The following is a 21,256-nucleotide window of genomic DNA, read 5'->3' as shown; positions in this document are numbered from 1 at the left end:
GACTGCGGAGTCGACTAGGGACAGCCCATGGCCCGGCTCAGGCCTTGCAGCTGCTCGCCCAGCGCAGCACGCAGATCGGCGCGCATGGCATCGCGCGTGAGCAGTTCTTCGGCATACAGTGCCGCCCAATCAATCCCCACGCCCAGCACCACACCGGCGACCGCTCCCGCCACGGCCCCCACGGCGGTGCCGACACCGGGAACGACGGAGCCCACGGCCGCACCGGCTACCGCTGCCCCGGCCTTGCCCAGACCCTGCTTGGCAGCGGCCTTGGCCAGCACCTTGCTGGCCGCCTTCATCGAGGCCTTGGCCATGGCTTTGCCCGCAACGGCTGCGGCAAAAGCACCGCCCCCCGTGCCCACCAGGGCGCTGGCCGTCAGCCGCTGGCGTGCATCGCCCAACAACTCCAGCGCAGGCAGGCTGGCCACCTCGGCACGCACCAGACATTGCTCGGGACTCAGGGCCAGATGATGACGCGCCAGGGTTTCCTCGATGCGCTGCTGGCCCTCGGCCAGAGCAGCGCCGCTGGTCAGTGCCTGCTTTTGCAGAGTCTGCACCCAGCCCTCCAGCCCTGGCGTGGCTCCCAGGGTTTCGCTGAGCTTGTTCTGCAGAAACTGGCTCACATCGCCCGTGAGCAGACTGAGGATGCGTCCCCACTCCGCCCCCAGACTGAAATACCAGTCCAGATAGCGCTCGACGACGGCATCCAGCTGCCGGTTCATCTGCGGGATGCTCTGGCACAGGGCCTGTCCGGCCTGGGCCCGGCCCAGCAGTTGCAGAACCTGCTGGCGTGTGGCGTCCAGCGTGCCAAGGCTGTAGAGCTGCTGCCCGATGCGCTCGCACTCGGGCAGGCGCTTGAGCGCCAGCGGGCTCTCCTGCGCACGGGCCAGACCGTCAAGGGCGGCCGTGGTCTGTACCAGAATGCCCAGCACCAGCACGGCAACCAGGGCCAGCAAAGGTGCGGCCGGCGTAGGTGCGGCCGGCGTACGTGCGGCCGGCGAAGAGGCCGCATTGCGCACTGCCCCCGAAGGCCTGGCCTGCAGCAGGAGGGCCGAAGAAGTCGATGCCCCCTGCATGGCGCGCCCCAGGCACAGCAGCACGCCTACCGGACCGAACAGCGCCAGCAGCAACAGGCGCAGCGCGGGCAACTGGGGCAGGTCGGCCATGGCGCCACTGGCCAGCTGCACGGCCAGCAGGGCATCCAGCCCCCAGCGCACCAGCCCCGAGGGCGCGGCATGAATCTGGGCCAGAGCAAGATTCAGCGCTTCAGGCGCCATGCCGGCCGCCAGTGTCCGTCCCATATCCTGCTGGCTGGCCATGCCATAGAGCCAGCCACCACCCAGAAGCACCAGCAGCAACCAAGTAGCAGCGCGCTGAGTGAAGGCCCAGGCAAAGGCCGTGGATGAAAACTCTCGCTTCAATCTCCCCTGCATGCCACAGGCCAGCAAGGCATAAAGCAAGGGTGCCAGCGCCAGCAGCGCCCATTCCCAGGGCGCCAGAAACCAGGCCTGCCAGAGTGAACTGGTGCACAGCAGCAAGGCCAGTGCCAATGCCTTGCACGCCGGCCACCAACCGCCGCCGAGCCAGCGGCCGATATGCCCTTGTGGCGCAAACTGCATGCGCAGCAGCTTTTTGCGCAGCATCAGAAGCAGCCAATGCCCCCAGGCCGGCAGCAGCACCAGCAGCAAGACTGCCAGCAGCCAGCCCCAGGGCGGCAAGCGCGTCAGCAGATGGGAAAAGCCGGCCAGGGCCGCCACCCACAGCCAGCCCAGCAATACCGCGCGCAGCAGAGTCTGCGGCCGGTTTGCCGCAAGATCGGCCACTGGCGCGGCAGTCGGATTCATGGCTCCGGGCTCTTGCCCGCCGCCCGGCCTGCGGCAGCAATCCCTCTGGCGATGCGAGCGTTGTAGACCGTCAGGCGGCTCAGGCCCAGTTGCTCGGCAACCCTGGCATCGGACGCGGTACCGAGCAAAGCCACGGCCTCGTCGCTCCAGTCAAAAGCGCTGCTGGCAGCAGCGCCCGTCACCGAGGCAATGCCCAGCTCGGTGCGCTTGGCCACCACGCTGGCCTTGCTGATGCCCAGCTGCTTAGCCACCTCGGCGTCCGCTTCCCGGCCCAACAAAGCAAGCGCTGGCTGCGTCCACTGGAAATGCCCGAAAGCCGGAATGCCCAGCGCATTGCGCTTGAGGTTGACCGTCTTGGCCGAGGTGCCCCAGCGCTCGGCCAGCACCGAGTCTTTTTCCTGGCCCAGGCGGGCCAGCATTTCCTCGCTCCACTGCAGTGCAGCCTTGCCCATGCGTGCGTCCTTCCCGATATCCAAAGTACAAGCAAAATCAACACTCAGACGTTATGCAGTCTACGTTGATAGCTATCAAAACAGAGATCTCTTAGACCCCGCACAAGGCACAGGCCATGCTGGCAACGCCCCCTGCAGCCTCAGCGGCGGTCTGCCGTCAGACATGTCCCCAGTAGATCAGCGCATCCCGCCCTTCCACGGACAGCGACACCTGCGCGCCCACGGGCAGCAGCACCTTGGTGGGCACATGGCCGAAGGGCAAACCTTGCAGCACGGGGCGCTTGAGCTGCATGCGCAGCCAGTCGATGACGGTCTGCAGCTTGAAGCCCTTGTCATGCGTGGTGAGCTTGAATTCGGTGAACTGGCCAAAGACGATGGCTTTTTGCTTTTGCAGCACGCCCGCCAGCAGCAGCTGCGTCAGCATGCGCTCGATCCGGTAGGGATGCTCGCCCACGTCTTCGATGAACAGAATGCCGCCATCGACCTGCGGGAAGTAAGGCGTGCCCAGCAGGGACACCAGCACCGCCAGATTGCCGCCCCACAAGGTGGCTCCGCCGGGAACATAGAAGTCCTTGAGCTGGGGCCTGCCATTGGGCAGCTCGCCAATCCTGGGCATCTGCCAGCCCGCGCCCTCGCCCTGGCCGCTGAGCAGGTCCTCGAAGCAGTCCAGCATGATGTCGTCCACGGGCTCGCCTGTCTTTTTGCTATCCACACCAAAGTCGGCGTTGAGCGCGGGCCCCGCCCAGGTGACCGAGCCGGTCTGTGCCAGCATGGCCAGCTGAAAAGCCGTGAAGTCGCTGAGACCGACAAACTTGGTGCCGCCCGCAATCGCCTTGGCCACGGTCTTGTACTTGATGCCCGGCAGGATGCGCGTGAGACCGTAGCCGCCGCGCGAAATCAGTGCCACATCTGCCCCACTGGCGGCGGCACGATGGATAGCCGCCAGACGGGTGGCGTCGTCACCCGCAAAGCGCTGGCTGCTGGCCAGCGCATCGGCATCGATCTCCACCTCGTGGCCCAGAGCCTCCAGTTGCTTGACGCCGCGTTTGAAGGCTGCCTTGTCGCGCACCGCCCCCGAGGGCGAATAGATGTAGACATGCTTGCCGCCATGGCTGTGATCATGGCCGCAGCAGCTGCCATCGGCGCTGTGCACATGGTCCTGATGATCGTGGTGACCATGCTCATGGCTGCAGTGCTCGTCATGCACATGAGCCTGCTGGGCCGGCTCATGCCCGTGAGAGTGGACGTGGTGGTGGGGATCTTGCTGCTGAGGTGCTGTAGTGGATGCCGGGGATTTGCGCGAGGTTGCCAAAGCCTTTTCATGCGGCCATCGGCCGCATGCTCCGTGAAAGTGGGTGAATCCGCAGATTCAGAAGTTCATACGACTTACGCAAAACAGATTCAGGCCGGGCGACTGCCTCAGAAGGCGAGCCCTTGTTGCATTCTTGTTTGCATAAGTCCTAGTTCAGATGCTTGCTCCGCCGGCCTGGCCGATCGGGCTACGGCGCAAAGTATTCCACAGCCGCTGCACCGCCGCCCTGCTGTGCAGCAGGAACCGGAGCGCCAGGCTGGGTTTGCCGCCAGACCCTGGTCTGCGCCGCCAGTTGCGGCACGGCCTGCAGCCAGGCTTCCTGCCATTGCGCAGCAGACACGGGCTGCTGCGTGACTGCGGGCTGCAGCCACAGCCTATCGGCCTGCGCCCATTGCTGCAGCAGATCGGCGGGCGGCGCAGCCAGCTCGGTCTGCAGGCGCGGCCAGGCCTTGAGTGCGGCCCGATGGCCAGGCTGCGCAAACGGGGCATTCCAGGCGCAGGCCTCTTCGGCATTGCTGCTCCCTTCCAATTCGGCCATGGCACTGGCCACATCCCAACCGGGCTTGCGCGCAGCCTGTTCAAACCATTGCTGACGCTGCTGCGGCTGCGTATTCAGCGGCCAGGTGTCGATCAGCCACGCGCCGGCAAAGCGCTCTGGCAGGGCTTGCGCTGCAGCCAGACCCAGCCGGCCGCCATCGCCCTGGCCGACCAGTACCAGCCGCCGCAGATCGAGCGCTTCGATCAGCTCGGCGATGATTTGCAAATGCCATGGCGCGCTGTGCTGCTTGTCCTTCTTGGGCTGGTCGCTGCGGCCAAAACCCGGCAGATCGGGCACCACCACGCGATGACCGGCAGCGAGCAAATCGTGCAGCAGATGCCGGAAGCCATAGCCCCAGCCCGGGCAGCCATGCAGACACAGCCAGGTCATTGCGGCATCCTCTGGCCCTTCATCGACCACCGCCAGACGCAGCCCCTGCAGCGCCGGCAGGTCGCTGCGCCACTGCGGCTGCCAGGGCCAGGCGGGCAGGCCGGCAAACGCCTCATCGGCATTTCGCAGCGCCCAGTCCCTGAGCGGGTGCGGCTGCTGCGCCTTTTTTTCCAGGCGTCGCAGCTGGAAGAACTCTGCCATCAGTGCCGAGCATTGCGCTGCCAGCACGCCGCGCAGTACCCGCGTCTGGTGGTTGATGGCGGCGTAGCCGAAGACGTCGAGCACCGATCCGGCGGCGCCGGTCCTGGGTTCGGCCGCGCCATAGACCACGGCGTCCACACGCGCATGCAGCATGGCGCCGCTGCACATGGTGCAGGGCTCCAGCGTCACATACAGCGTGCAGCCGTCAAGCCGGTAATTGCCGAGAGTCCGAGCTGCTTCGCGCAAGGCCAGCACCTCGGCATGGGCCGTGGGGTCCTGGGCAGAGAGCGGGCTGTTATGACCGCGGCCTATGACCTGCCCGTCCTTGACGACCACTGCCCCCACCGGCACTTCGCCACAGTCGGCGGCGCAGCGCGCCTGCTCCAGCGCCTCGCGCATGAAGTGTTCGTGCACGGAAGTATCAAAATCCATAGCTATATGCGCCTGACAGTCAATAGCTTGACGGATATTCCTTTGAGAAACACCGATACCGCTCAATGACCGCTGATCACCAGTTCCTTGCGTTCGCCGGAGTCATAGCCATAAAGCGTGACCCGCGGGCTTTGCAACTCGCCTTGCGAATCAAAGGCAATCGTGCCCGTCACACCCTCGTAACGCGTCTGGCGCAAGCGGGGCAGATAGGCCTCGGCCTGAGCTGAATCGGCACTCAGCATGGCCTTCGCAAGCACCATGGTCGCGTCATAAGCGTAAGGGCTGTAGACCTGATACTGGCCGGGAAAGCGCTGGTCATACTTCTGCTTCCAGAGCAGACCACCGGGCATATTGCCCAGAGAGCTGCCGCTCATCACGCAAACCACATTCTTGAGCGCCGGCACCTTGTCAGCCATGGAGGGCAGGCGCTCCGAACATTGCGCATCACCGCCCAGGAACTTCACCTGATTCATGGCCAGCTGCGACATCTGACGCAGCATGAGAGCGGCCTGCGCATCGAGACCGCCGAAGAAGATCGCATCGGGTTTACGGCCTTTGATGGCCGTGAGAATGGGCGAAAATTGCGTGGCCTTGTCGCTGGTGTACTGCTTGTCGACAATCTGCACATCGCGCTCGGCCGCTGCGGCCTCAAACAGCTTGACGATGCCCTGTCCATAGGCAGTTCGATCATCCACGATCGCGATGCGTTTGACGCCCTGATGCTTGACGGCATAGTCCAGCAAGGCATTGACCATGGCCCGGTCATTGGCGATGACACGGAAGGTGTCGTCATAGCCGGCCTCGGTAATCGCGGGATTGGTGGCTGCCGGGGTGATATTGGGAATGCCGCAGTCGTTGTAGATCTTGGCTGCGGGCAGCGTGGTGCCCGACTGAAGATGCCCCACCACGGCCGCCACCTTCTTGTCGCAGAAACGGCGTGCCAACGCCGTGGCCTGGCCGGGGTCACCCACATCATCGCCTGCCTCCAGCTGCCAGTGCACGGGGCGGCCGCCCAGTTGCAGCTTGCGGGCGTTGAGCTCGTCAATCGCCATGCGCACGCCATTTTCCTCATCCTTGCCCAAGGCGGCGATAGGACCCGAGACTGGGCCGCCATGGGCGATGCGCACCACCAGAGGCTTTTCCGCATCCGCTGCATGGGCGGACGTCAGGGACACAGCGACCAGCGCCAGGCTCAGGGAACACGAGGTGCGGACACGGCGGCTCTGGGCCGAGCGATCAGTCATGGACATGCTTTCTCCTTGATGAAGCGGAAGGCTGTGGCATGCAAGCCTTCGCCAGGCCAAAGCCTCAAGCGTAGCGGCAAAGCCTGCGATACCAGTTCAATGTGCAAGCGAAGGGGCAATCTCTGGAGTCTAAGGACCAGAACTCCATTGGAGCAATTGCCAGCAAGCCTGAGCAGGCTCGGCTCTTTCGGCGTTGAGCACAGACTCCGGCTGCGGGGGATATTTCGGCTTTCGGCTGAAGCTGCCGACCTAGCTCTCGCACCGTCGCCAACTCAGCGCCTTGATTGTGCCGCGTTGACAGGGATGGTGCACGCTGCGCCTAGCTTTCCTGGCTGGCGGGCAAGCTTTTTTGAAGGCCTGCATGTTCACCACGGCCACAGGCACCCGCAGACCGCGCAGACCCGGTACGGCTCTCGCGACCTCCGCTGCGACAACCAAGGACCTGCGACCAACTTTCCTGATGCGAGCAGGTCCCGTGAAGGGAGCATGGCCACGCAAAATTTATTGGGCCAGCACCTGATTCAACGCATAAATCGATTGCGCCAGCGCGCGAATATCGGCCTGCTGATGCAGTCTTTCAAGCCAGTGCGCAGGAATGCCGCCGCGACCCCAGAACGCACCCGCAATCTGGCCGGCAATGGCCGCAGTGGTGTCGGCATCGTCACCCAGGTTGGCTGCCTCCAGCACGACGGCTTCAAAGCTATCGAGCCTGTCAAAACACCACAAAGCAGCTTCCAGACTGTGCACCACATAGCCCGTACTCTGGATCTGTTCGCGGCTTTTGCTGCGCCAGCTGCCTTGTGCAATCTCGGCGATGCGCGGGCTGCCAAACGGCAACGCAGCCAGATCCAGCACCTGCGCCTTGTCTGCGCCCCGCAGGGCGCGGCTCAGTGCCACGGCGAACAGACGGCAGGCATCCAGACACTCGGCAGCCGCATGCGTGGTGCGAGAGCTCAGCGCCGCCCGCTCCTGCACCTCTTGCTCATCATGGGCATACGCCATGGCCACCGGGGCCAGCCGCATTAGCGAGCCATTGCCGGCGCTGCGCGCATCTTCACTTCCCGCCAGCGCATTGCCGGTGCGCAGATAGTGCTGAATCGCCTCGCGCGTTGCCATGCCGATATCAAAGCAGTGACCGGTGGAGCTCCAGTAACCCCACTGATACCAGTTGGCGTAGCGCGTCATCTGGTCCCCGGGGTCGCAACCTCCTTTGACAACCAGGCTCTCGGCCAGGCACAAAGCCATGGACGTGTCATCCGTCCATTGTCCGGCTCTCAGTGAAAACGGCCCGCCCCCCACCATATCGGTCAGCGGCACAAAGCTTCCGCGCTCCCGAAACTCCAGCGTCGTACCCACGGCATCGCCACAAGCCAGGCCCAGCAGAGCGCCTTCAAAACGGTCCAGCGTGCTCATTGTCCGACTCTCAACTGAGCGCGTGCGGCCATCAGCGCAAAACCCAGCAGGTTCTGTCCATGCCATTTGCGCGGCTGCTCGGCATCGGGATGGGCAGCGCCCAGGCCGATGCCCCAGATGCGGTCGCGCGGACTGGCCTCGACCAGCACACGCTCGCCGGTTCTCAGCAAAAATTCGCCCATGGCCGGGTTCTGGGAGAACTTGGCGACATTGGCACTCACCACGATGTCGAAGCACTCCGCCTTCCAGCGAGCCTCGTCGAAATTGCGCACGCTGCGCCCTATCTGCTTGGCACTGGCAGGAGACGGTGCAGCCAGCACCTGCGCGCGCGCCTCTTCGTCCCCGAACAGCCGTGCCTTGCCTGCCATCATGAAATGCTCCGCCGTGGCAAAGCGATCCCCCTCGACGGTGAATGGAGCAGAAAACCACTGGCTCAGACAGCCTTTGCCCACCGAGCCATTCCTTTCGGCTTGATGGCCCCAGAAACAAAGGTATTTGGGGCGGTAGCCTTGGTCGAGCTGGGCCACCAGATCGGCTACGGATCGAATATCGTAATCTCGGTTCATGTCTGTTCTTCTTGATAATGGTTCAGCCACCAACGGGAAAAGTCCGCCAAAGTGGCATGAGTGGAGTCAATGGCCTGCAGACCCGGCCCGGTATTGGGTGACCCGCCTTGCTCGCGCAGCACCAGCGCCTTGTGAATCCGGGCATCCACACCGTCGAAATACGGCAGAAAGTCATCGACAAATGCCAGAGGTCTCAACTGCGCCAGGGCTTGTGCCTTTGGGCTGGGACCCGGATCGGCACGGCCGCTGGTGGCGACCACACGCGATATGGGAAAGCCCAGCTTGCGCAGATTGGTCTGCCGAGCCTCGGCGAACTGCGGCTGAATCGCCGACACGCAGACCAGCTCATACCCCGCAGCGCACAGCTGCTCGCAAGCCTGGAGCGCTCCGTCAATCGCGGGAATGCTCGACCAGAACTGCGCATCAAAGCTGGTGCGAAAGCGGCTCAAGGCCTCGCCCTGCAGGCTGGCAACACCCCAGCGGTCCATGGCCCAGTAGGCGTCAGGCCGCTTCAGCGCGGGCCGCTCGCCAAATACCCGCTCCCAGGCTGAGGCATATGCCAGGTTGTAGTCCAGCAGCACGCCATCCGCGTCGACGGCGATGATTCCCGAGGCATTCATGGCGCCAGCTTCAGCAGATACCGGGCAGGGACGACATCGGTCAGCCACACACCGTTGTCGGAGCGGTAGAACACATGGCCCTCGCCCTGCATGCGCGCGGCGTCCACCTGCAGCAGGGCCAGCTTGCCATGGCGACTGCCGACCTGAGCAGCCACTGCCTGGCTTTCGGAAAGATGGACATGGTGGCGTGACTGCCGGTTCAGGCCCTCATGAAAAATCGCATCCAGAAAACGCGTGGCCGTTCCGTGGAAGAGCACTGCCGGAGGACGCCTTGCCTCAAGGCCCAGCTCGACCTTGATGGAGTGGCCCTGATTGGCACGAATGCGCTTGCCATCCGCGCTGAAGGAATAGCGTTGCTTGTTGTTGTCAGCAACCATGGTCTGCAGATCCACCAGACTGATGGGCCGACCGGAGCGCGCCAGGCAGGCCAGCAGCTCATCGGTCCGGGCCCAGCCCGCCTCGTCGAGCTTGAGCCCTATGGTCTCGGGACTGTGCCTGAGCACCAGGCTGAGGAACTTGCTGCGAGCGGTGGTGTTTGGGTTTTTCATTTTCTTGTTCTCTTTTTCTCTTTGTTTGAAGCTGTCGATCTGGCTCATGACAGGCCCTTGCGCTACCGGGACCCGACCTTGTCGTACTTTCCACGGTGCCACTGCCTTGCCGCAAACCCAGGCCAGGCTTTGTTGGCATGCGTCTGCATGCTTGGTCTGGGCTCCAGCTACAGGACATAAGTTGCATTGAGCAACTTATGCAAGTTGTACAATACAACCCAGCATTCATTCAGTCAAGCCTGATTCATGACCGTTACACAGCGTCACTCCAAGCCAGCGCCGGACTTTCCCCGCCCCTACACCACGGTGGATGTGGTGATCTTCACGATTGCCCAGGGCCGCCTGAATGTATTGCTGGTGCAACGCCCAGGCCATGAAGACGATCCGTTTCCCGGACTCTGGGCCCTGCCCGGAGGGTTTGTGAATGTGGAACTGGATGCCGATCTGCAGGCCTGCGCCGCGCGCAAGCTCAAGGAGAAGACGGGTGTGGACAGCCCCTATCTGGAGCAGCTTGGCAGTTGGGGCAGTGCGGCGCGTGATCCGCGTGGCTGGTCGGCCACCCATGTGTACTTTGCGCTAATTCCCGCCCATGATCTGCAACTGACGAAAGGCGCCAATGCGGCCGATGTGGCCTGGTTCGAAGTGGATGAATTGCTGCGCCGGCCCGCTCTGGCGTTCGACCATGGCACCATCTTGCAGGCGGCGGTTGAACGTCTGCGCAACAAGGTCGAATACACCTCGCTGCCCGCTTTTTTGCTGAGCGAGCCCTTCACCCTGCCCCAGTTGCAGCAAGTCTATGAAACCGTGCTGGGGCGCAGCGTGGACAAGAGCGGCTTTCGCACCCGCATGCTGGCAGCGAACTTTCTGGTCGAGGCCGGCCATGTGGAAGGCACATCGAACCGCCCCGCCATGGGCTACCGGCTGGCGGACCGCAGCGGCCCCGTGGTTTTCCCCCGAACCTTCAGCCCACGCGGCCATTGATACAGGCGATTACCCGCCACTGTGCCGAAACCAGGGCTTGCTGAGATAATCCTGCCCCTATGTCTCTCCTGCCCCACCAGCTCGAACTCCTGTCCCCGGCGCGCGACGCCGATATCGGCATCGAAGCCGTCAATCACGGCGCGGACGCCGTCTATATCGGCGGACCGGCCTTTGGTGCGCGCGCGACGGCAGGCAATGACATCCGCGACCTGGAGCGGCTCATCAAGCATGCCCACCGCTTCGGCAGCCGCATCTTCATCACTCTCAACACCATCTTGCGCGACGATGAACTACAGGGCGCGCGCGATATGGCCTGGCAGATCTACAACGCCGGAGCCGATGCACTGATCATCCAGGACATGGGTCTGCTGGAGCTGGACCTGCCACCCATCCAGCTGCACGCGTCCACCCAGACCGACATCCGCACGCCCGAGAAGGGCCGCTTTCTGCAGGACGCCGGTCTGTCGCAGATCGTGCTGGCGCGCGAGCTGGATCTGAAGCAGATTGCCGCCGTGCGCGCCGCGACAGACCCGAGCCGCACCACCATCGAATACTTTGTGCATGGCGCACTGTGCGTGGCCTACTCGGGCCAGTGCTTCATCAGCCATGCCCACACGGGTCGCAGCGCCAACCGCGGCGACTGCAACCAGGCCTGCCGCCTGCCCTATGAGGTGACGGATGCCAGCGGCCGCATCATCGCGCATGAAAAGCACGTGCTGTCCATGAAGGACAACAACCAGAGCGACAATCTGCGTGCGCTGATCGATGCCGGCGTGCGCAGCTTCAAGATCGAGGGCCGCTACAAGGACATGGGCTATGTGAAGAACATCACGGCCCATTACCGCAAGCTGCTAGACGAAATCATCGAGGAGCGCGAGTTCTCCGATCAGCCGCTGGCGCGCTCGTCGTCAGGCCGCACCACTTTCTCGTTCGAACCCGATCCGGACCAGAACTTCAACCGCGAGTTCACCGACTACTTCGTCAACGGACGCAAGGATGACATCGGCGCCTTCGACACGCCCAAGACACCGGGTCGTGCCATCGGCTGGGTGACCCAGGTCGGCGACAAATGGTTCGAGATCGAGACCAGCGACAAGGCCACCGAGCTGCACAACGGCGACGGTCTGTGCTACTACGATCTGCAAAAGGAACTGGTGGGCGTGCACATCAACCGTGCCGAATGCGTGAGTGCCAAAAAAGGCATCTGGCGTGTCTTCCCCAAGAACGAGATTGCCGAATTCAAGGACCTGCGCAAGGGCCTGGAAATCAACCGCAACCGCGATATGGACTGGGTGCGTACGCTTGAGAAAAAGTCCAGCGAGCGCCGCATCGGTCTGTGGGCCGAGTTTAAGGAGACCGCTTCAGGCTTCGCGCTGACGCTGACCGATGAGGACGGCTTTGTCGGCGCGGCCGCCATTGACCAGGAGCACCAGAGCGCTACCGATACCGCAAAGGCCCAGGCCTCGCTGCGCGAGCAGCTGGGGCGTTTTGGCGCCACGGTTTTCGAGGTGAACGATATCTCACTGAGCCTGAGCCAGCCCTGGTTTGTCCCGGCATCGGTGCTCAACCAGCTACGCCGCGATGCCGTGGCCGCATTGGAGCAGGCCCGCGCCGACGGCTTTGTGCGCCTGCCCCGCGCCAAGCCCGTGGAGCCACCCGTGCCTTTTCCTGAAGACACGCTGACCTATCTGGCCAATGTCTACAACCAGAAGGCCCATGACTTCTATGTGAAGCATGGCGTGAAGATCATCGACGCCGCCTACGAGAGCAAGGAAGAGGAAGGCGAAGTCTCGCTGATGATCACCAAGCACTGCGTGCGCTTCTCGATGAGCCTGTGCCCCAAGCAGGCCAAAGGCGTGATCGGCGTCAAGGGCACCATCAAGGCAGAGCCGCTGCAGCTGATCAACGGCAAGGAAAAGCTCACACTGCGCTTTGACTGCAAGCCCTGCGAAATGCATGTGGTGGGCAAGATGAAGAAGTCAGTGCTCAACCAGCATGCCAAGGAAATGAAAGAGTCTCCCATGCAGTTCTACCGCACACGCCCCACGCCTCAGCAACTTTCCTGAGCACGTTTGAGCCCACAAAAAAGCCCGCTACCGGCAACGGTTGGCGGGCTTTTTTACAACCTCAGAACCACTGGTAAAAACCCTCTGTTCAGTCTCTTTGCTCAAATCGTCTATTTTTTAGGCAATCCGTGCAAAGCGCCATCTGGCGCGGGTTTCAAGGATTGAAAGCATAGTTTTCCACAAGAGCGTCCACATGATGCGGGGATAAAACTGAGGCTTTCATCACACACAACTGTATGCATGAACAGTTGCAAAATTCAAGGCTGAGCAAGCCCCAAGGACTTGACCTGGTGGAGCTCTGCACAAGCCTCTTCGAGCAAGCTTGCCACCGCCGGAACCAGGGTGCTGAAATTTGCAAACCCATGCAACATGCCTTGAGCCCGCAGGCAGGCCACCGGCACTCCGGCCTGATGCAGGCGCAGGCCAAAGGCCTCTCCTTCGTCGCGCAATATGTCCAGTTCCGCAGTCACCAGCACCGCTGCTGGCAAACCAGCGAGATCGGGGTACTGCATGATGGAAGCCAGCGGGTGTGCAGGCATGGCAGGGTGATAGTGACGCCACATCGCGGCCATGGCTTCGGTGGTGAGAAACGGCATCTGCCCATAAAGCGCATACGATGGCGCATCCATATGCGCATCGCAGACCGGATAGAGCAGCAGTTGCTGGGCTATGCCTTTCCAGCCGTCTTCTTTTGCCCGCAGGCAGGTGGCAATGGCCAGATTGCCCCCCGCGCTGTCCCCCGCCACCATCAGTTGATGCGCATCGCAATGCAGCTCGGCCGCATGCTGCGCCACCCAGCGAGTGGCGGCATAGGCGTCGTCCAGCGCGGCGGGAAAGACATGCTCGGGAGCCAGACGGTAATCGACCGACACAAGATTCATGCCAGTCAGGCGCGCCAGGTGGCGGCACAGGTTGTCATGCGTTTCCAGCGTGCCTATGCACCAGCCACCACCGTGAAAATAGACCATGACCGGCGCTGCCTGCGCGGTGCTGGGACGGTACAGACGCAGCTTGAGCGGCTGGCCGTCACCCCCGGGGATGTCGATCTCACGCACCTCATGCATGGGCAGGTCGGCAGGCGGGAAGGCCATGTGGTCCATGAGCTTGCGGATTTCGGGGACCGGAGTGGCCACAAAATCCATGGGCGGAGCATCCTTGAACTGCTCCAGCACGGCAGCCATTTCGGGGTGTATCTGCATTGGGACTCCTTGAAGTTGATGGAGCGCGCCCGACCAGGACGGGCGCAAGGCGGCACTCAGGCCACAAGCTCTTCGGTCTGGTGGTGGATATAGTCCTGCCACACCGGCGCACTCATCTCCTGTCTGAAGCGCGACTGCGACCAAGGCCAGGTGTTGGGCACACCGTTTCTGTCCAGGTACCAGCTGTTGCAGCCCGAGCCGAAGACCGAGCCTTTGGCGGCCTGCAAGCGCTCCTGGTCGTACTGAGCCAGGGCTTCGGGCCTGGCCGAAAGCCCTGCTACACCGGCTTGCTGACCACGCTCTATCAGCTGTGAGATATAGCCCCACTGCATTTCCGAGATATCGATCAACGAGAAGTTGCCCACGGGAGAGGTCGGCCCGTTCATGAAGTAAAAGTTGGGAAAGTCCGGCACCGAAATGGCCTTGTATGCAGTTGGCACATCGCACCAGGCCTGCTCCAGCGTGGCTCCGTTCAGGCCCGTCACATTCATGGGGCGCACATAGCGGTCGGTCTTGAATCCCGTGGCCAGGACGATGACGTCCACCTCATGCAGTACGCCGTCGCTGGTACGCACTCCCTTTTTCTCGACCTTGGCAATAGCTTCGGTGATCAGCTCGGAGTTGGGGTGCTGGATCGCCTCGTAGTAGTCGGGCGAGTAAATCAGGCGTTTGCAACCGGCCCGGTAATGAGGCTGCAGTTTTTCACGCAGGCTTGCGTCTGCAACAGACCCATCCAGATTGTCCTGGCAGATTCTCTGAATTTCCTGAATCTGTTCCGAATTCGGATCCAGCACACCCTCGGTAAAGCGTTCAACATTGGCCACATAAGTAGGTTCGCGCTGCAGATAAACCAGCAGATCGCGGTTGCTGCGGAATTCGGCACGCTGCTCTTCGCTGAAAGCCGGATTCTCGACCGGGAAAATCCATTGGGCCGTGCGCTGAAAGTGCCGCACCCCGGCACGCGAAGCCAGTGCCGAGACAATTTGCACGCCCGTTGATCCGGTGCCGATGACGGCGATCCTTTTACCGTCCAGCGGTACCGAATGATCCCAGCGCGCACTGTGAATCGTGTTCCCGTTGAACTCCTCCAGGCCCTTGATCTGCGGATAGTTGGGGTGGTGCAGTACACCTGTGGCAGCAACCACCACCTTGCCTTGGTATTGCTTGCCATGCTGATCCTGCAGCGTCCAGGCATCGCCCGTCCATTGGGCACGCGTGATTTCGGTGCCGAACTGCGAAAAATCGCCAATACCGTATTTCTGGAATACACCTTCGAAATACTGCTGAATCTCGGCTCCGGGCGGCAGTACCCGAGACCATTCGGGGTTGGGCTCGAAAGAGTAGGTATAGGCGTGCGACGGCACATCGCAAGTCAGGCCAGGATAAGTATTATCCCGCCAGGTTCCTCCTAATGTCTCGGCCTTCTCCAGAATAATGAATTTCTTCCCGCTATTTTTCAGGTGAATACCAGCCAGAATGCCGGACATTCCGCAACCAATAACTATGACATCATATTTCATTGGAATTCCTTAAATATTAATTACTTTGGCTGCAGAGAATCCACCATCCACTGGAAGATTGACCCCGGTAATAAATGAAGAAATATCGGAAAGCAAAAATGCCACGGCATTACCCACCTCTTGAGGCTTGCCCGCCCGCTTGAGCAGATGCATGGCCTCGAAAGCCTGGCCTACAGGCAGTTCATCAAGCATGGTGGTCATGGGCGTATGGATATAGCCGGGGCTGATGCTGTTGACCCGCACGCCGTAAGCACCGAGATCTGCAGCCAGACTGCGCACCATCTGGATCACTGCCCCCTTGGAGGTGCAATAGGCCAGATTGGTCGGGTTACCCAGCATGCCGTTGATACTGGCGATGGTGACGATGGAGCCCTGAGCGCGCTGCTTCATGTGGCTGGCCACGGCACGTGCACTGAGCATGGTCCCTGTCAAATTGACCTGCAGTACCTGCTCCCACTCCTGCAAGGGCATGCTCTGCAGATCACCCACGCGGGAAATGCCAGCCGAAGTCACCAGTCCATCAATCTGCCCATAGCGCTCCAGCATGTAAGCAACCAACTCATTGGTCAGCTTCTCGCTGCTCACGTCGAGCTTGCGAAATTCGCACCCCTGCGGCAAGTCCTGGCTTTGCTGCAGATCGGCGCACACCACCTTGGCTCCGCTGGAGGCCAGGGCCTGGGCACTGGCCAAGCCAATGCCCGAGGCACCACCTGTGACCAGAACCACTTTTCCTTCCAAACCACTGATGCATGGATTCATTTTCAAACCTCAATCCTGACTGACCGCCACCAATTGGCGATGAGGATTGATATTCTTTGTTCTTTTCAAATTCAAATCACTCTGAGTTTTCCTCTTTACAAAATAAGTTTGTGTTTACAGTCCCTAGTGGAAACCATTAATCCATTCGGACGTACTGTGCCCTGGTTTTTTATATGTCAAGCAATTATTTGCATTTATTAAATCAATCAACGAAGACTGTAAACACCTTCAATAACTGTCAAGCGGGATTTCGTGAGAAATATAGATAAGCCGGGAATGCTTTAATTCATTCGTATTTAGCCAAAGAGGAAATCATGAAAGTTGCAGTCATCACCGGCGCCGCCAGTGGAATTGGTGCAGGCCTTGCCAAAAAGGCAGTCTCTCTTGGAATGAAGGTCGTGGTTGCAGACCGCGACCAGACGGGCCTTGAAAAAGTCGCGCTGGAGCTGGGAGATCAGGCATTGGCCGTGGCCACCGATGTCACCAGCCAGGCGTCGCTGGATGCGCTGGCCGACAAGGCCTATGCAGCTTTCGGTCAGGTCGATCTGCTTTTCAACAACGCAGGCGTTCTCAGCACCGGCAATAGCTGGGAGATCAGCGATGCCCAATGGCAGCAAGCCTGGCAGGTCAATGTCAACGGCATCGTCAACGGCCTGCGCGCTTTTGTGCCGCGCCTGCTCAGGGCCAACCGACCTGCCCGTATCATCAACACAGCATCGGTAGGCGGCTTTCTGCCGAGCCCGCTGATGGCCCCCTACTCGGCCACCAAATTTGCCGTGGTGGCGTTGACCGAAAGTCTGGCCAGCGAGCTGGCCGCTCTGACCCCGCATATCAAGGTCTCGCTGTTGGCTCCCGGTCCGGTCAAGACTGCTATCTTCCGAGAAGCACCATCCGCCGCGTCGGCCCAGTTTCACGGCATGATGAGACATCTGCTTGATGCAAACGGTCTGGACAGCGACGAGTTTGCCAGCCTGGTTTTTGCGGCGATCGAACGCGGCGAATACTGGATTGTTCCCCAGCCGGAAATGCTCTACCCCTTGCTGGAGGCTCGCAACAAGGTCATTGCCGAACGCACTCCCCCCGTCTTTGCCTGGGTACCGGAAACCGTGGAATGATGACAAAAAGGCCAGCTATCGCCGGCCTTTTTCAATCCACGGCGAGCATCACTCCCCCCATAGATCCCTGGCAATCTGCTCGAACTGCCTGCGCATCACGTTCTTCTGTACCTTGCCTGTTGCCGTGGAAGGGAAGGCATCGACAAAGTGCACAAGCTTTGGCACTTCGAAGCCCCCCAGATGCTGACGACAGTGAGCAAGCACCGAGTCAGCATCGACCGAGGTTCCGGGCTTGCGCATCACAAATGCGCAGACCGCCTCGCTCCAATGCGGGTGCGGCAAGCCGAAGACGGCAGCGGCCGCGATATCGGGATGGGCCAGCACCACGGCCTCAACCTTCACGCTGGCAACGTTCTCGCCGCCGGTCTTGATCATGTCCTTTTTGCGATCTATGAACTCCATGCGGCCCTGCTCGTCCCACATGCCCAGATCGCCGGTATGGTGCCAGCCAAACTTCTGTGCCTCGGCCGTTGCCTTGGGGTCCTTGAAATAACCCAGCATGGCGTTGGGGCCGCGATGCACGATCTCGCCGATCTGGCAGGCTCCCAACAGATTGCCATCATCATCCATTACGGCAGTCTCGCAAGTGGTCAGAGAGCGCCCCCAGAAATTGGCATCGCATTCGGCGTTGAGCAAGGGGTAGAAAGTCATGGTGGCCGGATATATCTCGGTCTGCCCCGTGGCCAGAGAGATATTGCGGCACATGCGCTGCGCAATCTGGGCGATCAAGGGCTTGGGAATGGGTGCCATGGCATAGATACATTGCCGGATCGTGGTGGGTGCAAAACCCGGATCGGCCAGCATCGCTGCATACATCAGGGGCAGCCCGACAAAGATCGTCACGCCTTCCTTCATTACCAGCTGCCCCACCTCCGCCGGCACAAACTGTCGTGTGAGCACGGTGCAGGCGCCTGCCGCCAGCGCAGTCTGCACCAGCGCATGCTGTGCGCAATGAAACAGGGGCAACCAGCCGCTGAGCACATCGGCCTCGCCATATTTCATTTCGTCGATATTGCCCTTGACCGCCGCATATACCGATAGATGGGAATGCACGACGCCTTTGGGATTGCCCGTGGTGCCGCTGGTGTACATGAGCAAGGCCGCCTGGTTATCGTCAATGTCAACCTCCGGCAAAGTATCGGACTGGCCTGCTTCGGCCTGTGTCAACGATATGCCCGGCAGTCCTTGCTGCACCTGCGGCATTTGCAGGCGCGTGATGATGAGCGGCACTTGCAATTGCTGCAGAATTTCGGCCAGTCCGGGCAGGGCCAGCAACTCCTGATCGAGCACCACTGCCGACACCTCAGCATGCCGCAGGATGTAGTCGATGCTCGATGCCTCCAGCTTGATATTGACGGGCACCCACACCTGACCCGCTTTGTGAATGGCATTGCAGGCCACCACCATGTCTATGGAATTGGCGCACAACATGCCGATCTGCTTGCCAGTCCCCAGCGTCGACAGCAAATAATGCGCGAAGCGCGAGCTTCGTGCATCCAGCTCGGCATAGCTGATGCGCTCAGCACCATCGACCAGCGCCGTGCGGCTGCCGAACTTGCGCGCCGTGCGGTAGAGCAGATCACCCAGCGCAATGCGCCGGATGCGCCGTGCCTCCTTCGTCAGACTCATCTCGATCATGGTTTGTCTCCTTGATAGTGTGCAACCCGGAACCCATAACCCACGCTTTTTCTTGTTGTGTCTCTAATCCTGCTGCGGCATGGCCATCGCCGCGGCGGCAACCATGGGCGAGAGTTGGCCCTGCGCCCCGCCGTCACAGGCAATGACCGTGCCGGAGATGTAGCTGGCCGCATCGCTGCCCAGAAACATGGCCAGCCGGGCAATATCTGCGGTTGTGCCCATGCGCCCCAGCGGCACCATGCTGCGCACCAGAGCGTCTCCTTCTGCGCCCTGCGGGGCCAGACGGCGCATGCCCTCCGTGCCCTCGATGGGGCCGGGGGAAATGGCGTTCACACGAATGCCCCTGGCACCCCACTCCAACGCCAGCACCCGCGCCAGATGGTCCACTCCAGCCTTGGCGGCACAGACATGGGCCTGGTACATCATCGGCACGGTGGACTGCGGCGCAGTGATGAAGATCAGGCTGGCGCCCGGCTGCCGCAGATGCGCCAGAGCCTGACGCGCGACATGAAAGCTGCCCAGCAGATCGATGTCCACCACCACCTTGAAGGCGTTGGACGACATCTGCTCTGCAGGTGCCAGGAAGTTGCCTGCCGCACCAGACACCAGCACGTCGAGCGGCCCATGGCAGGCTACGGCCTGCGCCAGCGCCGCGCCCACCGCTTGCTCATCGCGCACATCGGCCACCACGCCAAAGGCTTGTGCCCCCAGCGTCGCCAGGGCCGCATCCACATTGGCCTGCTTGCGGCTGGCGACCGAGACCCTGGCTCCTGCCATCGCGTAGTGCTGGGCAATGCCCAGGTTGATGCCTGTGGTGCCGCCAAACACCATCACATGGCGGCCCGAAAAATCAAATTGCACATTCATGAACAGCACTCCTCTGCTCGCAACAAGGCTTTCTGGATCTTTCCTGCCGGGGTCAGCGGCAACTCGGCGCGAAACACCAGCTGGCGCGGCAGCTTGTAGTCAGCGAGCTGCTGGCGGCAATGCGCGAGCAGCTCCTCCCCACTCACGCTGGCACCAGGTCTGATCACGATGTAGTAGCGCCCCACCTCGCCCAGCACGGGGTCCGGCACGCCGATGCCGGCGACCATCAGCACGCCTGCATGACCGGCAATCACGCTCTCCACCTCGCTGGGATAGACGTTGAAACCGCCCTGTATGAACATGTCTTTTTGCCGCCCCTTGAGGTAGACCAGGCCCCGCTCATCGACAAGCCCCAGATCCCCAGAATGCAGCCAGCCGCCGGCAAACACCTCTTGGTCCTGCTGCTGCCCCACATAGGCCGGAATCACCCCCGCACCGCGAAACCACAGCTCTCCCACCTCGCCACTCCGCAGCTCCTCTCCATCAGCCCCCGCCACGCGCAGCTGCGCCCCTTGCAGCGGCGTGCCTATGCTGTGCAACAGGGCCTGCTGATCCGCCTGCCAGGGCGTCATCACGATGGCCCCCGAAGTCTCGGACAGACCGTAGAGATTCATGATGCTCACGCCCGGAAACTGCTGCTGCAGCCGCTGCAGCAACACTGGCTCCACATTGGATCCACCCACCACGATCAGGCGCAGCCGGCTCATATCAACCTCGGCCAGAAGCGGATGCATGAGCAGCAGTGTCAGCATGGTGGGCACGCCCACCAGCCAGGTCGGCGGATGCCGGTGCGCCATCTTCCAGACGGCCTCGGGGCTGAACATGGGCACCAGCTCGCAGGTGCCGCCCGCCAGCAGCATGGTCAGCACGCCGCAGGTAATGCCACCCACATGGTTGAGCGGCATGGCCAGTTGCACCATATCGTCCACCACAGCCCTCACATGCGCGTGCTGCGCCAGCGCTGAGCCCAACTGGGAGCGATGCGTCAGCCCCGCCGCCTTGGGCCTGCCTGTGGTGCCGGAGGTGTAGATGATCATCAGCAGGTCATCCGGTTCAGGACCGGTGCCTTCATGCAAGACTTTCGCGCCGGACTGCAGCGGTTGCTCGAATCCTTCATCCACCCACAACAGGTGCTCCAGCGCCGCAAAACGCCGACGGGCCTGCGCCAGATAGTTCTGGTAGTCGAAACCGGCAAACTCGCGCGGCGCAAGCACGGCCTTGACCTGGCTGTCCTGCAGCATGAAGTCCAGCTCGGCGTCCCGGTATCGGACGCTGAGGCCCACCACGACCAGCCCCGTCTTCGCCGCTGCCAGATAGCTCAGCACCCAGGGCAGACCGTTGGGCAGGATGATGCCGATGCGTTCACCGGGCCGCAGGCCCAGCGAGGACAGATGGGCAGCCCAGGAGCTGGCCATGACATCCACCTGTTGCCAGCTGTAGCTGCGCCCCTGATCAATGTAGGCATCCCTGTGGGGATGAGCGGCCACGGTCTGCGCCAGTGCCTGCGCCACGGTCCGAGGAGGAGTACAAGTGTTCATCTGCCACCTCTCC

At 61.8% G+C, this 21,256-nt stretch carries 18 protein-coding genes; 3 read left to right on the top strand and 15 right to left on the bottom strand.

Annotated features, from left to right (window positions below; all coding sequences use genetic code 11):
• Positions 1-14: 14 nt before the first annotated feature.
• The 9 genes from DFO48_RS00925 to DFO48_RS00885 all read right to left on the bottom strand — a co-directional run bounded on the left by DFO48_RS00925 (position 15) and on the right by DFO48_RS00885 (position 9,560).
• The gene (locus DFO48_RS00925) at positions 15-1,844 is read right to left on the bottom strand and encodes a hypothetical protein (RefSeq protein ID WP_114862271.1); all 1,830 of its coding nucleotides are present in this window, start codon (positions 1,842-1,844) and stop codon (positions 15-17) included.
• Positions 1,841-2,296, bottom strand: coding sequence for a hypothetical protein (locus tag DFO48_RS00920; RefSeq protein WP_003080586.1), 456 nt, complete (start codon positions 2,294-2,296; stop codon positions 1,841-1,843). The genes DFO48_RS00925 and DFO48_RS00920 overlap by 4 nt, the downstream gene beginning before the upstream one ends.
• Positions 2,297-2,453: 157 nt before the next feature.
• Positions 2,454-3,503, bottom strand: a complete 1,050-nt coding sequence (locus DFO48_RS00915; protein WP_199406927.1) for an LD-carboxypeptidase — start codon at positions 3,501-3,503, stop codon at positions 2,454-2,456.
• A gap of 292 nt (positions 3,504-3,795) precedes the next feature.
• The gene (gene tadA / locus DFO48_RS00910) at positions 3,796-5,169 is read right to left on the bottom strand and encodes a tRNA adenosine(34) deaminase TadA (RefSeq protein ID WP_114862270.1); all 1,374 of its coding nucleotides are present in this window, start codon (positions 5,167-5,169) and stop codon (positions 3,796-3,798) included.
• Between the two features lie 62 nt (positions 5,170-5,231).
• Entirely contained in the window at positions 5,232-6,419 is a 1,188-nt protein-coding gene (locus DFO48_RS00905) for a branched-chain amino acid ABC transporter substrate-binding protein (RefSeq protein ID WP_114862269.1), read from the bottom strand.
• 495 nt (positions 6,420-6,914) lie between these two features.
• Positions 6,915-7,826: an ADP-ribosylglycohydrolase family protein gene (locus DFO48_RS00900; RefSeq protein WP_114862268.1), complete on the bottom strand. Its 912-nt coding sequence runs from the start codon at positions 7,824-7,826 to the stop codon at positions 6,915-6,917.
• Positions 7,823-8,392, bottom strand: coding sequence for an NADAR family protein (locus tag DFO48_RS00895; protein ID WP_114862267.1), 570 nt, complete (start codon positions 8,390-8,392; stop codon positions 7,823-7,825). The genes DFO48_RS00900 and DFO48_RS00895 overlap by 4 nt, the downstream gene beginning before the upstream one ends.
• On the bottom strand, positions 8,389-9,012 hold the full coding sequence (locus DFO48_RS00890; RefSeq protein WP_114862266.1) for an HAD family hydrolase: 624 nt from the start codon (positions 9,010-9,012) through the stop codon (positions 8,389-8,391). Before DFO48_RS00890 ends, DFO48_RS00895 begins: the two co-directional genes overlap by 4 nt.
• A complete protein-coding gene (locus DFO48_RS00885; protein ID WP_114862672.1) occupies positions 9,009-9,560 on the bottom strand; it encodes an RNA 2'-phosphotransferase in 552 nt (183 codons plus the stop codon). Before DFO48_RS00885 ends, DFO48_RS00890 begins: the two co-directional genes overlap by 4 nt.
• 246 nt (positions 9,561-9,806) lie before the next feature.
• Here DFO48_RS00885 and DFO48_RS00880 point away from each other — a divergent pair, with 246 nt between their 5' ends.
• Both DFO48_RS00880 and DFO48_RS00875 read left to right on the top strand, forming a co-directional pair.
• The gene (locus tag DFO48_RS00880) at positions 9,807-10,541 is read left to right on the top strand and encodes an NUDIX domain-containing protein (RefSeq protein WP_114862265.1); all 735 of its coding nucleotides are present in this window, start codon (positions 9,807-9,809) and stop codon (positions 10,539-10,541) included.
• Between the two features lie 59 nt (positions 10,542-10,600).
• The gene (locus tag DFO48_RS00875; protein ID WP_114862264.1) at positions 10,601-12,607 is read left to right on the top strand and encodes a U32 family peptidase; all 2,007 of its coding nucleotides are present in this window, start codon (positions 10,601-10,603) and stop codon (positions 12,605-12,607) included.
• Between the two features lie 257 nt (positions 12,608-12,864).
• On the opposite strand, the gene DFO48_RS00870 is transcribed toward DFO48_RS00875, so the two are convergent.
• Genes DFO48_RS00870 through DFO48_RS00860 form a run of 3 tightly spaced genes read right to left on the bottom strand, consistent with a single transcriptional unit; the run spans position 12,865 to position 16,085 of the window.
• Positions 12,865-13,806 (bottom strand): alpha/beta hydrolase, encoded by a 942-nt coding sequence (locus tag DFO48_RS00870; protein WP_114862263.1) that lies wholly within the window; start codon positions 13,804-13,806, stop codon positions 12,865-12,867.
• 56 nt (positions 13,807-13,862) lie between these two features.
• Positions 13,863-15,326: an NAD(P)/FAD-dependent oxidoreductase gene (locus tag DFO48_RS00865; RefSeq protein ID WP_114862262.1), complete on the bottom strand. Its 1,464-nt coding sequence runs from the start codon at positions 15,324-15,326 to the stop codon at positions 13,863-13,865.
• A gap of 9 nt (positions 15,327-15,335) precedes the next feature.
• Positions 15,336-16,085 (bottom strand): SDR family NAD(P)-dependent oxidoreductase, encoded by a 750-nt coding sequence (locus DFO48_RS00860; RefSeq protein ID WP_003080609.1) that lies wholly within the window; start codon positions 16,083-16,085, stop codon positions 15,336-15,338.
• A gap of 314 nt (positions 16,086-16,399) precedes the next feature.
• Here DFO48_RS00860 and DFO48_RS00855 point away from each other — a divergent pair, with 314 nt between their 5' ends.
• Entirely contained in the window at positions 16,400-17,200 is an 801-nt protein-coding gene (locus tag DFO48_RS00855) for an SDR family oxidoreductase (RefSeq protein WP_003080612.1), read from the top strand.
• Between the two features lie 48 nt (positions 17,201-17,248).
• Here DFO48_RS00855 and DFO48_RS00850 read toward each other — a convergent pair whose 3' ends face one another.
• The 3 genes from DFO48_RS00850 to DFO48_RS00840 all read right to left on the bottom strand — a co-directional run bounded on the left by DFO48_RS00850 (position 17,249) and on the right by DFO48_RS00840 (position 21,243).
• Positions 17,249-18,838: a class I adenylate-forming enzyme family protein gene (locus DFO48_RS00850; RefSeq protein WP_114862261.1), complete on the bottom strand. Its 1,590-nt coding sequence runs from the start codon at positions 18,836-18,838 to the stop codon at positions 17,249-17,251.
• Between the two features lie 63 nt (positions 18,839-18,901).
• The gene (locus DFO48_RS00845) at positions 18,902-19,705 is read right to left on the bottom strand and encodes an SDR family oxidoreductase (protein ID WP_114862671.1); all 804 of its coding nucleotides are present in this window, start codon (positions 19,703-19,705) and stop codon (positions 18,902-18,904) included.
• Complete coding sequence (locus DFO48_RS00840) at positions 19,702-21,243, bottom strand: class I adenylate-forming enzyme family protein (RefSeq protein ID WP_114862260.1); 1,542 nt, start codon at positions 21,241-21,243, stop codon at positions 19,702-19,704. The genes DFO48_RS00845 and DFO48_RS00840 overlap by 4 nt, the downstream gene beginning before the upstream one ends.
• Positions 21,244-21,256 lie beyond the last annotated feature (13 nt).

It is taken from the genome of Comamonas sp. AG1104 (genome assembly GCF_003350425.1).
Lineage (GTDB): Bacteria > Pseudomonadota > Gammaproteobacteria > Burkholderiales > Burkholderiaceae_C > Comamonas > Comamonas testosteroni.
The sequence above is the reverse complement of the archived record's forward strand: the minus strand, read 5'-3'. Positions and strand labels throughout refer to the sequence as shown.

Excerpts from the sequence above, each read along its gene's own strand:
- DFO48_RS00925 (WP_114862271.1), bottom strand. The coding sequence starts at position 1,844 with ATGAATCCGACTGCCGCGCCAGTGGCCGATCTTGCGGCAAACCGGCCG.
- DFO48_RS00920 (WP_003080586.1), bottom strand. The coding sequence starts at position 2,296 with ATGGGCAAGGCTGCACTGCAGTGGAGCGAGGAAATGCTGGCCCGCCTG.
- tadA (WP_114862270.1), bottom strand. The coding sequence starts at position 5,169 with ATGGATTTTGATACTTCCGTGCACGAACACTTCATGCGCGAGGCGCTG.
- DFO48_RS00905 (WP_114862269.1), bottom strand. The coding sequence starts at position 6,419 with ATGTCCATGACTGATCGCTCGGCCCAGAGCCGCCGTGTCCGCACCTCG.
- DFO48_RS00900 (WP_114862268.1), bottom strand. The coding sequence starts at position 7,826 with ATGAGCACGCTGGACCGTTTTGAAGGCGCTCTGCTGGGCCTGGCTTGT.
- DFO48_RS00895 (WP_114862267.1), bottom strand. The coding sequence starts at position 8,392 with ATGAACCGAGATTACGATATTCGATCCGTAGCCGATCTGGTGGCCCAG.
- DFO48_RS00890 (WP_114862266.1), bottom strand. The coding sequence starts at position 9,012 with ATGAATGCCTCGGGAATCATCGCCGTCGACGCGGATGGCGTGCTGCTG.
- DFO48_RS00885 (WP_114862672.1), bottom strand. The coding sequence starts at position 9,560 with ATGAAAAACCCAAACACCACCGCTCGCAGCAAGTTCCTCAGCCTGGTG.
- DFO48_RS00880 (WP_114862265.1), top strand. The coding sequence starts at position 9,807 with ATGACCGTTACACAGCGTCACTCCAAGCCAGCGCCGGACTTTCCCCGC.
- DFO48_RS00875 (WP_114862264.1), top strand. The coding sequence starts at position 10,601 with ATGTCTCTCCTGCCCCACCAGCTCGAACTCCTGTCCCCGGCGCGCGAC.
- DFO48_RS00870 (WP_114862263.1), bottom strand. The coding sequence starts at position 13,806 with ATGCAGATACACCCCGAAATGGCTGCCGTGCTGGAGCAGTTCAAGGAT.
- DFO48_RS00865 (WP_114862262.1), bottom strand. The coding sequence starts at position 15,326 with ATGAAATATGATGTCATAGTTATTGGTTGCGGAATGTCCGGCATTCTG.
- DFO48_RS00860 (WP_003080609.1), bottom strand. The coding sequence starts at position 16,085 with ATGAATCCATGCATCAGTGGTTTGGAAGGAAAAGTGGTTCTGGTCACA.
- DFO48_RS00855 (WP_003080612.1), top strand. The coding sequence starts at position 16,400 with ATGAAAGTTGCAGTCATCACCGGCGCCGCCAGTGGAATTGGTGCAGGC.
- DFO48_RS00850 (WP_114862261.1), bottom strand. The coding sequence starts at position 18,838 with ATGATCGAGATGAGTCTGACGAAGGAGGCACGGCGCATCCGGCGCATT.
- DFO48_RS00845 (WP_114862671.1), bottom strand. The coding sequence starts at position 19,705 with ATGAATGTGCAATTTGATTTTTCGGGCCGCCATGTGATGGTGTTTGGC.
- DFO48_RS00840 (WP_114862260.1), bottom strand. The coding sequence starts at position 21,243 with ATGAACACTTGTACTCCTCCTCGGACCGTGGCGCAGGCACTGGCGCAG.